The sequence below is a fragment of the Amycolatopsis albidoflavus genome, from assembly GCF_039525725.1.
GTDB lineage: Bacteria > Actinomycetota > Actinomycetes > Mycobacteriales > Pseudonocardiaceae > Amycolatopsis > Amycolatopsis albidoflava.
This window is the reverse complement of sequence record NZ_BAAAHV010000015.1, coordinates 224921-236028: the sequence shown is the minus strand read 5'-3', so window position 1 is coordinate 236028 and position 11108 is coordinate 224921. Positions and strand designations below refer to the sequence as shown.

Annotated in this window: 11 protein-coding genes; 1 reads left to right on the top strand and 10 read right to left on the bottom strand. The window is 67.2% G+C overall.

Features of this window, described 5'->3' with window-relative positions:
- Positions 1-66 precede the first annotated feature (66 nt).
- The 7 genes from ABD156_RS25740 to ABD156_RS25710 form a co-directional block, all read right to left on the bottom strand.
- Positions 67-1881: a WXG100 family type VII secretion target gene (locus ABD156_RS25740; protein WP_344278754.1), complete on the bottom strand. Its 1815-nt coding sequence runs from the start codon at positions 1879-1881 to the stop codon at positions 67-69.
- A 4-nt stretch (positions 1882-1885) separates the two neighbouring features.
- A complete protein-coding gene (locus ABD156_RS25735) occupies positions 1886-2227 on the bottom strand; it encodes a hypothetical protein (protein ID WP_344278751.1) in 342 nt (113 codons plus the stop codon).
- Between the two features lie 137 nt (positions 2228-2364).
- Positions 2365-4092 carry a hypothetical protein gene (locus ABD156_RS25730; protein WP_344278747.1) on the bottom strand — a complete coding sequence of 576 codons (1728 nt, stop codon included), beginning with the start codon at positions 4090-4092 and terminating at the stop codon, positions 2365-2367.
- Positions 4093-4094: 2 nt separating this feature from the next.
- A complete protein-coding gene (locus tag ABD156_RS25725; protein WP_344278744.1) occupies positions 4095-4457 on the bottom strand; it encodes a hypothetical protein in 363 nt (120 codons plus the stop codon).
- Between the two features lie 380 nt (positions 4458-4837).
- Positions 4838-5632: an ABC transporter permease gene (locus ABD156_RS25720; protein WP_344278990.1), complete on the bottom strand. Its 795-nt coding sequence runs from the start codon at positions 5630-5632 to the stop codon at positions 4838-4840.
- A 32-nt stretch (positions 5633-5664) separates the two neighbouring features.
- Complete coding sequence (locus tag ABD156_RS25715) at positions 5665-6609, bottom strand: ATP-binding cassette domain-containing protein (protein WP_377927633.1); 945 nt, start codon at positions 6607-6609, stop codon at positions 5665-5667.
- Positions 6606-8033, bottom strand: a complete 1428-nt coding sequence (locus ABD156_RS25710) for an FAD-dependent oxidoreductase (RefSeq protein WP_344278739.1) — start codon at positions 8031-8033, stop codon at positions 6606-6608. Before ABD156_RS25710 ends, ABD156_RS25715 begins: the two co-directional genes overlap by 4 nt.
- Positions 8034-8366: 333 nt before the next feature.
- Between ABD156_RS25710 and ABD156_RS25705 the strand changes: the two genes are divergently transcribed.
- Entirely contained in the window at positions 8367-9302 is a 936-nt protein-coding gene (locus ABD156_RS25705) for an endonuclease/exonuclease/phosphatase family protein (RefSeq protein WP_344278737.1), read from the top strand.
- Between the two features lie 2 nt (positions 9303-9304).
- On the opposite strand, the gene ABD156_RS25700 is transcribed toward ABD156_RS25705, so the two are convergent.
- Genes ABD156_RS25700 through ABD156_RS25690 form a run of 3 tightly spaced genes read right to left on the bottom strand, consistent with a single transcriptional unit; the run spans position 9305 to position 11090 of the window.
- Positions 9305-9514: a hypothetical protein gene (locus ABD156_RS25700; protein WP_344278735.1), complete on the bottom strand. Its 210-nt coding sequence runs from the start codon at positions 9512-9514 to the stop codon at positions 9305-9307.
- Positions 9515-9528: 14 nt separating this feature from the next.
- The gene (locus ABD156_RS25695; RefSeq protein ID WP_344278734.1) at positions 9529-10710 is read right to left on the bottom strand and encodes an alpha/beta hydrolase; all 1182 of its coding nucleotides are present in this window, start codon (positions 10708-10710) and stop codon (positions 9529-9531) included.
- Entirely contained in the window at positions 10707-11090 is a 384-nt protein-coding gene (locus ABD156_RS25690) for a GtrA family protein (protein WP_344278987.1), read from the bottom strand. Before ABD156_RS25690 ends, ABD156_RS25695 begins: the two co-directional genes overlap by 4 nt.
- Between the last annotated feature and the right edge of the window lie 18 nt (positions 11091-11108).

The window sequence follows — 11108 nt, the reverse complement described above, 5'->3', positions numbered from 1 at the left end:
GGCGCAACGAGCGGCAATGCCGGGCATCCGATGGGATGCCCGGCATTGCCGCTTGGAGGCGCCGGATCAGACGTCTCCGGCAACCGCCTGCTGGTGGGCGGCGACGACCTGGGGCGCGTCCGCGAGCGAGCCGTAGGTGTCCAGGGCGTACCGAACTCCGGCGACGATGTTGTCGACCGGGTCCAGAATGTTGTCGTAGCCGGGCAAGTGGTAGCGATCGAACGTCTGAGGAAGCGTTTGCATCGGCCCTTCGGGGGATCCTGTCGTCGGCACACCCGGGCCGGTGGCTGCAGGACCGCTGGCAGATGCGCTGTTGAGCATGGTCGTCAGGTCTGCCCGGTTGATCTGATCCACCGGAACGCCGTGATGGCGCAGCACGTCCAGGGCACTGTCCACCCAGTCGTCAACCGTTCCCTGCGGCGGCTGGTAGGGGGCTGACGCGGACACTGTCTCCGTCCGGAGTTGGTGAAGATTGTTCGGTGGGGGCGCGATGTGCTTGGTCTGATCGGCTGTCCAGGCGTGGGTCCCGCGCGGGTCGGAGTTAGAACCTGGTCGGGTGTCGCCCACTGCGGACGTGTGCCCCGACTGAGTCGCCGGATGTCCATCCGGACCGGGCGGCCGACCACCGTGCGATCCGTCGTGTTCCGGCTGGGTCGCGGCGGCGGAGCCATCGTGGCATTCACCGTGGGCGGTGTCGCCGGAATGCTTGAGCGGAGTGCTGGTGTCGGCGTGGCCTCCCGCGGAGGCTTGGTTGCCCGGACCACCCGCCCGGCCGGGCTCGCCGTGGCCGGCCTCGCCCGGTGCGGGAACGGCTGAACCGTTCGCAGGAGCCGCGCCTTGCGACGAGGACGACGTCCCGCGCCCTGCCTTTGGCGGCTTGTCGGTTCCGGTCGCCGGGGAAGCGGTGTCGTGTCCGGTGGCCGGCGCTCCGTTTGTGCTGGTAGTCGGGACTGCGCCAGTTCCGGTGGGCGGCGCGGCGGAATGCGGCGAACCGCTGCCAGAACCAGAGGAATTCCCAGTCCCGGAGCCGCTATCCGGGTGGTTGCCAGTGCTGTCGGCACCGGTCTTCGCCGCGCCGTCACGACGGTCTCCGGTACTCTCGCCGTCGTCGGAGCTGTCGTTGCCGTCGCCAGTGTCTGTGTCCGAGCCGCTATGATTGCCGTGGCTGTGCTCGGAGTCGTGGTGGTTGTCGCCACCGTCCTTAGCGGACTTGTCGTTGCCGTCGTCTTTCGAGTCTCCGGATCCGTCGTTGCTGTCGGCAGCATGGTCGGGCTGACGTAGGGCGGGATGTTCCGGTGAACTCAGGGTCTGGTCGTCGCCGCCGATCGTCTTCATCGCCCCGAACGCGCTGTCCACTGCACCGAGGATCGAGTTGATCTTGTCAGTCGCACTGGTCAGCAGCCCGCTCACAGTCGACTGGATTTGCTTGGCCAGGCCGGTCGCGTTCCGATACAGCTGCGACACCGAGTCGTCGATCGTGCCTTTGTCCACCTGGCTGGACAGAGCGGAGAGGTCCTGGTAGATGCTCTCGATCTCACTCTGCAGGCTGGCGGTTGCCTGTTTGCCGTAGTCCATGGCTTTGCTCACCGTGTCAAGCGTCATGCTGGAGTCGGCAAACGCCAGCCGGAGCACTTCGGCGGCAGGCGCGAGCTGGCTGCCGTACTTCTGGAACGTCGTCGCAGCGGTGCCCGTCCAGTCGTTCGCAAGGTCGGCGAGCGCGGACTTCACCGGGCCGCCGACGTCCTCCAAGGTGTGCGCTGCCTTCTGGAGAGCGGTGGAAAGCGAACCCGGAACGCTCGGATCGGCGCTGGCGAGAGTGCTCGCGACCTGGTCGTATTCCTGGTAGTTCGGGTTGTTGGCGTAGGGAAACGATTCGCCCATGGACTCACTCCCCGCTGTCCGACACCGAGGAGTTGACTGTTTTCGCGTCGTCGCCGATCTTGTCCGATGTGCTGGAGTACTTTCTCGAGGCGTCGTCGAGCGCTCGCTCGCTGTCCTCCAGCATCGATTTGAGAGTCGCTGTATCCGTTTTCAACGCGGTCAGCAACTTCGCGACGGCGGCTCGGAGGGTCTCCGCGCCGTCGAGGACGCCCTGACCGAGCCCGTCGTTCTGGTAGTCCGAGGGGAGATTGTCAGCTGCGGATCCGACTGGCCCGGCCTGTTCCTTGAGCGCCTTGGCGCACCGGCCGAGCGCTTGCGGTTCGACCTTGATGTTGTCGTCGGGCACCGGGGTTCTCCTTCGCCGTCGGCCGCTCAACGGCACGGTAGACGGGGCGCGGACCGTCATGCGCCCGGCGCGCATGTTCAGGGCGCGGTAGGGAACCATGTGCGGGTGTTCGAGTGCACTCCGTCGGAACGGGCCGATCAGGAGATGGCAGGCGGATTCGGGGTCGGGTTGACCTTCGCGGACACAAAGTTGTCGACGCCCTTGAGACCGAGCTTCCACAGGGTCTCCTCGATGCCGCTCTTCGGGTAGACGAGGTTGTCGGCGAATGAGTTGAGGGCGCCGCGCAGCGCGCTGGTAGAGCCGCCGATGAGGGCGCGCCGCGCCACGCTGGCCGGTGTGGCCCCGGGCTCGGCAGCGCTTTTCGCGGCATTAGTGGCCGCGCCTTTCACGAAGTAGCGAGGCGTGTCATAGAGGAGGGTCTCCGTAACCGGCTTTCGCGTGGCGAAGCCATCGCGCCAGACGTTGCGCTCCCATGCGTCCGACCACTGCTCGCGCACACTGGTGTTCTGCCGCACCGCATCCCGCGCTTCCTGCCAGCGGACGCTGGAGTGGAGCCGATCCGTTGCCGTGTGTACTCGCGCCTGCACCGCAGCGGTCTCAGCCTCAGTCGCCCGCATCGCCAGCCGAGCTCGGGCTGCTGCTCGGTCGCCGCCTGCGGCTTGCCGAGAAGCGGATTCGAGGGCCGCCAGGGCGTCGGCGTGCTGGCGGGTTGCCGAGCGCAGGCCCACGTCATCCACACCGTTCACCCAGGCGGTTCGCAGATCGTCCGCGGCCGCCTTCGCTGCTTTTGCGCGGTCGGTCACAGTATTCCGCAGCGCGATCGCGCGCTCAGCGGCATCGTCGGAGAACCTTCCGGCGTCGGTATGCCGGTCGATCGTCCGTTGCTGGACCGACCGGAGGGTCTCGAGTTCTTGCTCGAGTGCCGCCTTCTCGGCCGCGTGACCGCGGAGACCTAGCCCCCGCGCGATCCGCGAGCTCTCGTCGAGTTCACCGAACAACAGCGCCTTCTCACTCGGCGCTGCTCTGACCGGGGTGGCCGGGTTGTGTCGGCCGAGCGAGTTGACGGCCGACTTCGCCTGATCGCTGAAACTCCGGAAAACCGGCAGGCCGTCCGGTGTCCGCTTCACCTTGCCCAAGTTGTCGAGGACTCTGCTCGTGCCGGATTTTTCGAGTCCTCCGATCAATCCGCCAACGAGGAAACTAAGGCCGGCACTCTTCGCGAGCTGTCCCGGATCGATCTTCTTGCCCAGAATAGCGGAGGTGACGGAATTGGACGACACGTCCAGCACCGCGTCGCGGATTCCCTCGGTGATCATGCGCCCGTAGCCCAGCGAAAAGCGTTCTGTGCGCCAGGTCAGGCCCATTACTTCCTGGATCCACGCCCGGCTTCGCACGAGGAATCCGACTAGGTCCGCCAGCGCACGGGCCAGTAACTGGACGATGCGACCGCCTTGGACGGCCAATGCGGAGAGCCAGGCGTCCGCTGCCGCCAGCAAGGGCGGGACGGCGGCCGCGGCAGCCCAGAAACCAAGCATGGCAGCAATTTCGATGCCGATCTGGCGGAGCAGTTCGAGAACCTGCTGGTGCTTCTCGGCATGGCTGTCCCGGGTATTGGCGACCTGGCTGGCCGCGTGCGCCCCGATCGCGGCTTTGTCAGCCAGTGCTTGCGCCTGGGCTCGGAAACTGTCTGCGCCGCCTCCTTGCCACGCTCGGCCGGCCCGTCCGGACAGTTCAGTCAGATGTGCGGACTGTTCCTGAAGGTGGCCGGCGAGATCATGCCAAGCCGTCGCAGTCAATCGTTGAGCTGCGGGGTTTCCGCCTGGATCGGGAATCCGCAGCGACGCGAGTGCGGAGGTCGTGGTCACGGTCATGATTCTGCGGGCCGAATAGAGAGCAGCATCTGCTGTGCGGTCGAGACTGATCCGGCGAGAGCGGTGCGATGCTGACGAACTGCTTCGGCCAATGCGTCAGCTGTGTTTTCGAGGTCGCGGTGCAGTTGGCCGAGATTGTCGAGCATCGACCCGGTGATGTCCCGGTCGGCCACCGCGGCCGACCGGGACGCTCCGAGCTTGCCGAAGGCGTCGCCGGTAGGTGCTGCCGTCGTCCGGAACTGGTCGATGCGGGCCCGGAGGTTTGCCGCGGCCGACCGGAACCCTTCGCTGAGCTGTTGCAGTTCCTCGAGGTCTACCGCGACGCGGCCGCCGTGAGCTTCTTCTGATGCGTTCTGCACAGCCCCAGCCTCTCCTGGCCCCGCGGCCGGGAAAACCCTGGGAAAAGACTGTTCATCGAGCACCTCGCCGAGTTCATTTCCGCGTCATCGCCGACGTCGCCGCGGAGCCAAAAGGGCAAGGTTTTCCGTCCTGCTGAACTACCGCCGCCTCTCGTTCGAACGTTCGTCAAGTGGGCCTCCGGACCCTGGTTGGTCGGAGGAGGGTTGCCCGCTGCCCGGTGCCGATGCAAAGAAGTGCTGACTGCCCAAGGAAGTGCTCGTGATCGATTTCGAGTTCTCCGTGGGCGAGGCGGCACTTGCGCCCGGTGCCCCAGCGGAACACGGTGGACCCTCTGGTGCAGGGAAACGGGCGTCAGGCGCGAATCTCCAGAGTCTCCCTACTAACCCGGCGTGCGTTCGGGCGATGACGCGGTGCTGCGGATCCTCCCCGAGGGGTCGGCGTAAACCGAGAGCGCGACCGGAACGAAGAGCACCAGGAGAGCCGTGGTCCACGCCAGTGAGGCGACGATCGGATGCTGCATCGGCCAGCTCGGTGCCGTCGAGCGCAGGGCCGTCGCGTCGCTAAGCAGCGTTCGAGTACTTTCTGCGACTGCAGAGATCGGATTCCAGTCAGCGACCGTCCTGAGCGGCACTGGAAAATGCGTGGTGTCCACGAACGTCCGGGCAATGGCAGCCGTCGGGAGCAAGGCGAAGAAGCCAGCATTTCGTCCGCGAGCCAGGAACGCCGCGACGAGCGTCAACCATGAGAATGCGAAGGCGAATCCGTAGAGGACCGCGTAGCCGGCGAGGACAGACCACACCGACGCGTGCGGCCGCCAGCCGATTGCCAGGCCTGCGGACGAAATCGCGGTCACGACGAGGGCGCCAGTCACGAGATCGCTGACCGTCCGCCCGACGAGAACCGTGCCGCGAGAGGTTGGGAGGGCACGGATTCTGTCAACTGTGCCGCCGCGCAGTTCAGCGGCGAGCGTTGTGCTCGTCGTCGTGCAGGTGAAGACCATCGAGCAGGTGAGAATTCCGGGCAGGAAGAACTCCCGATAAGACCCGGCCGGGACCGCAACGACGCTGCCGAACACGTAGTCGAACAGCAGCAGCAACAGGATGGAGGACAACAGGCACACCACGACGCGTTTCGGGGCGCGCATGCCCTTGACGAGGTTGCACCGGGCGATCACCAAGCCGTCCGACACCATCCGGCCGAACGCGTTCATTTCCGGTCCGCGACGGCGCGCTGGCCGACGGCTTGGAGGACATCGCCGAGCGTAGGGAGCCGGAGCCCGATTTCGCGTACCTGGACGCCGTTCTGGCTCAGGATCCGGACCGCTTCGCTGAGCAATTCCGCCCCGCGTGCGGTCGGTGTGCGAATCCGGAGAGTGCGCAGGTCCGTGACCAAAGGTGCGTCGGCGATCGGCGAGAGCACGGCTTGGGCGGCCGCGAGATCGCCGTCATTCCTCAGTTCTGCCTCAAGGCACACGCCGCCGGTCAGCGCCTTGACTTCGTCGCCGGTGCCCTCGGCGACCACCTGGCCGCAGTCGATGACCGTGATGCGCCGTGCGAGCAGGTCAGCCTCCTCAAGACACTGAGTGGCGAGGAGAACTGTCCGGCCTCCCAGCACCCGATTGCCGACTGCGTCCCACAAGCGCATGCGTGTTGCCGCGTCGAGCCCGAGAGCGGGTTCGTCGAGGAGGAGGACCCTCGGCTCGTGCACCAGGGCCGCGGCCAGGCCGAACTTGCACCGGACAAGGCAGCTGCACCGGTCAAGGCGGCGGTCCGCCACCTCGCTGAGGTCGAACTGGTCGACGAGCTCCGCGGCGCGGGAGCGGCTGCGATGCCTGCCGAGCCCGCACAGCCGTCCCGCCATCACGAGGTTCTCGTACCCGGTGAGTTGAGGGACGAGCGACACGAACTGGCCGGCCAGACCGAGCCTGGTGCGCAGCATGCGCGCGTCTCGGTAGATGTCGAGCCCGTCGACGAGGATCCGGCCGGAGTCGTGGGCGAGCAACGTGGCCAGCAGCCGGATCATGGTCGTCTTCCCTGACCGGCTGGGCCCGAGAAGCCCGAGGACAGTCCCCTCCTGGACGGTGAAACTGATTCCGTCCAGCGCCTGAACTGCGCCATAACGCTTGCTTACGCACTCGACGACGATGCTCAACGGTGCCATCCCCAGGCTTGCAGGTACTCGTCGAGAATGGGTGTCATCGATTCCGGATCGCGGAGATAGAGGTCGCAGAGGGCGGGTTCGATCACAAAGCCCGCCGGCAGGTTCTCGTAGACCTGCTCGGCGTGCGCGGCCAGCACCCGCGGCGCCTGTTCGTACCAGCCGGCGAAGGCGAACTTTCCTTCCTTCTCGGCGAATGAGCACATGGTGTTGCGGACAACCTCCGCGGCGGCGGCCTCCGCGGTCCAGGCCTGCTGCGGCGGTCGTTGCGGGTCCCACAGCTTGATGTCGTTGCCATGGCCGGCGAGGACTTGGCCTGCCAGGTACTCGCCGATCACGGGGGACAGGGCAAGCCCTTCTCTGCCGGTTCCGGTCGCGACGTGGACATTGGCGAGCGCGGTCCGTCCGATGACCGGGTCTAGGTCAAGACTCACCGGACGGTTGCCGGTCAGCGTGCCCAAGTGACGGGTCTCGGCGAGCCGGGTGCTCAGTTGCCGGACCGAGGACCGGGCGAGGTGTTCGATGGCTCCCAACGGAGCGTGCAGTGCGGGGTGCACGGCAAGTTGGCTCGTCTCCCCGAGGTAGAGCAGGCCGTCGCGCTGCGGAACCGCGTGCAGGCCGCACGCGAAGGACTCGTTCGGAGTCCGGACCGCCAAGGGAATCGGCACCGCGGGCTGAGCGACGAGCAGGGCCATGCCGACGCCCGAGAACACCGGAGGCAGCAGTCTCCGGTCGTCGTCGGGGAACAGGTCCCGGGTCCAGGCGCCTGCCGCGACGACCACGGCTCCCGCGCTGTGGACTTGACCGGTGTCGTCGATGACGTCGGGAGCGGAGCTCGGAGACTCGTGCCGGAGCTTCGCGCAGGCCTGGACCAGCCGGATGTTGCATCGACTGGTCCAGTTGCCGGTCATGAGGGCGAATGCGGCCCTCGCATCGAAGGCGTACTCCTCGTGGACCAGTATCGCTTCGGTGGGGCGGGCATGCCAGGCAGGCGAAACACCGCGGCCGAGCTCGGCCGGGTCCAGTTGCTCGAAGTCGGCGGTTTCGGCTCGGAGCGCCGACTTTATCGCCCGGTAGTTGTGATCTGCCAGGTCGGTCGAGACAGTGTTGGCGATCAGGACAACGCCGTCGGACGTGATGAGGTCGCCGTCGTCGAACCGCGCGAGGTGGTCGCGCCACAGCGCCGCTGCCCGCCGCGCGTACTGGAGGCGCTCGGCATGGTCTGGCTCGCGCAAGCCTGCGGCGGTGAGCTCGGTGAACGGCGCGATCATCGCGCCCGAAGAGGCCGAGGCACCGCCGGAACCCGGGCCGGTGAAGACGGCGATCCGCAGCCGCGGATCACGGTCGGCGAGGGCTTGCGCGGTCATGAGTCCGATAGCGCCTGCGCCGATCACTACTACATCCCAGTTTTCCGCCATCATCGATCTCCGTCTGCGGCCGCTGCGCTTCCTGGTCGGCCCATAACCATGGAGTAGGTTGCGTAGGCCACCCAGGGCCCGCAGACCCCGGCCGTTCAGGGGAACCCGCGGCCAAGATCGGCACTGTGCGCGGCGAGAACGTCCGAGAGCCGCAAGAGCCGAGCTAGGCGGCGTTGCGCTCCGGTCGGCCTGCCCCGGAATCCGTGCTAGACCCGGTACGGCTGCCCACCTGCGCGCTGAAAGAGTGCCCATTCGTCTCCGTGGCTCGGGTCGAGCTCACCCGACCTGCCGCTGACGGGTTCCATGGTGTTTCCGGCAGTCTGTGGAGGTGCATTGCTCGATTTGATCCTGCTCGCGCTCGCCGCTGTCCCCTTGGCGATGCTCGCCACGAGATTCGCGTCCTGCAAACGCGGACGTCCGGTGGCGGCTCTGGCCGCGCTGTTTCCGTACTGCGTCCCGGCCGGATGTCTGCTCGCCGCGGTTTCTTTTGCGCTGGGTCGCTGGGCAGTTGGCGGTCTGGCCGCGACCATTACGGTTCTGGCGTCGGCGTTCGTCGCCCCGCGGGCGTGGTCGCAGCCCTCGAATTCGGCAGGCACGTCGGTGCGCGTCCTGACCGCGAATCTCCTCCGCGGCCGCGCGGATGCGGCAGCTTTGGTCGAACTGGTCCGGGAACATCGCGTTGACCTGCTCTGCTTGCAGGAACTCACCGTCGACGCGGTGCAGAACCTGAAACACGCCGGGCTGGCCGACGAGATGCCGCATGTGCTCTTCGACAATGTGCTCGGAAGGGGCCGGGACACCGGGCTGGCGTCGCGGCACTCGATCGTGTCCGTCACGGCTGAGCGTCCATACGCGGTCGGCGGGATCGTGCGGCTGGCGGACGGTCGTCTGCTCGAGGTCTTCGCGGCGCATCCCATCTGGCCAATGAGCCGGAAAGGCCCCAGCCTCTGGTACGCCGCCGTGGCAGACCTGCCCCGGGCCGTTGGCAGCGGTCCGGTGCGGGTCCTCGCCGGCGACCTCAACGCGACTTTGGATCATCGCGTCCTGCGCGACCTGATGGCGAGCGGCTACCGGGACGCCGCCGCGGCGGCCGGTGCTGGTTTGCGGCCGACGTGGCCCGGTGCGGTCCGGCGCTCTTGGCCGCCCGTAACCATCGACCACGTCCTGGCCGACCTGCGTGCCGAGGTGCGCTCTTGCTCGGTGCACGATCTCCCGGGCAGCGATCATCGCGCGGTGCTCGCCGAAATCGTGTTGCCGGGCAACCCGTGACTTCAGGCAGCCAGGCTCTTGGCGGCGCGGAGCGCCAGCACCGGGCACCGTTGGCAGCGACCGCGGGAACGGCAGCATTTCTGCTTGACCTTTCCGGCCTTCATCAGCTTCCGCACGACCGCTTGCGGTTTGTCGTTGCCCTTCTTGCCGACGAAGGCGAGCACGACGGCGCGGGCTCGTTGGTCGGCGGCTTTGGCCTTGTTGCGTCCCATGGTTTTTACCTCTCTCAGCTGTTCGTCGGCAGGTATCGCTGGAGGAATTCGTCGAGGGCGTGGCGGGCGATCTGCGCGGCCCAGCCGCCCCACTGGATGTCGAACCCGTGGTCGGCACCGCGAATGGAGACGAACGTGCACGGAATCGCCGAGGTGCGCAGAGCCGCATCGAGGCGAGGTGCCTGCGGTCCGGCGACCGAATCATGAGTGCCGGCTATCAGCAGCGTCGGCGGGTCGCCCGGATGAACATGAGCGACCGGCGACGCGCCGCGGTACCGTTCCGGCTGAGTCAACGGAGTTCCGCCGATGTACTCCGAGACCGAATCCCGCAGTTCGCCGTTGAAGTCGCTGTTCCAGCCTGCGGTGAGATCGGTCAGCGGGTAGAGCGCGACGACTGCGCGGACTGGGACATCAGGGGCGGAGCAACTGGAAGGCAGGGTCGGGTCGCCGGTCGTGTAGGCCGCCTGGAGTGCGAGAGCGCCGCCGGCGGACTGGCCGGCGAGGACGATCTGCTGCGGGTCGACGCCGAGCGCGGTCGCGTGCCGTACGATCCAGCCCAGTGCGCATTTCACGTCACCAACCGCATCGGCCCACCGTGCCGGGGGCGAAAGCCGATACGCGACATCGAACACCGCGAAGCCCCGCCCGGACAGCCATTCGTCCCACCGCGGATACCTGCTTTGCTTGCCCACCGTGAATCCGCCGCCGTGCAGCCACACGACTGCCGGCGAGGGCCGCGTGCTCAGGTGCGTGGGCGGCCAGAAGTCGAGCGGCAGCGGCTGACCGTCTTGCGTGGCGTAGATCTTGGCGCGCGCCGGATCGGGGTCCGACGAGAAGTTGATCCCTCCCCGGAGATAGTCTGCCGCGGACAGGGACGTCCCGGTCTCGATGGCAGCCTGCCTGGCCAGGCCGAGCGGCAGTATCGCGGTGGTGAGTCCGGCCGCCGCGGCGAGCGCGGCGGCGATGCGGAGCCGCCGGCTCGTCTGAGCCCGCCAGAGCACAACGAGGATCACCGCGCCCGCGCTCAACGGTGCCAGCCACAGCGAAAACGAGCTGATGCCCAAGTAGAGCAGCCAAAGCGGCTCAGTCCGCGGCAATGGAATGACGATGACGGCCGAGCAGGCAATCAGCCCAGCCGTCCACGAGACCAACAGCCAGGTCCGAATCCGGCGGTGCCGGGGCGTGGCCGTGCTCATGCCGACAGCCTGCGTGGGTGGAACACCCAGACGCGGAAGAGTGCGAACCGCAGGATTCCGCCGGACAGTTTCGCTGCCGCCAGCAGGCCGAGCTCGGCCAAGCGGAACCCGGGTGAACCGACATTGTCCACGACGGCCAGCGCTCCGCTGGTCAACGCCAGCCCGGCACAGAAGATCAGGAAGCCTTCGAGGAATTGCCGCCCGCGCCGATGCGCCCCGACGACGCCGAAGGTCAGCCGCCGATTCGCGGCTGTGCTGGACAACGACGCGAGGACCAGCGCGATCCCGTTCCCGACGAACGGACCAAGGAAGGTCCGAAGGACCGCGAACACCGTCAGATAACCGAGTGTCGTCACGATTCCGACTGCGCTGTATCGCATTAGCTGGCCGAGCAGCTT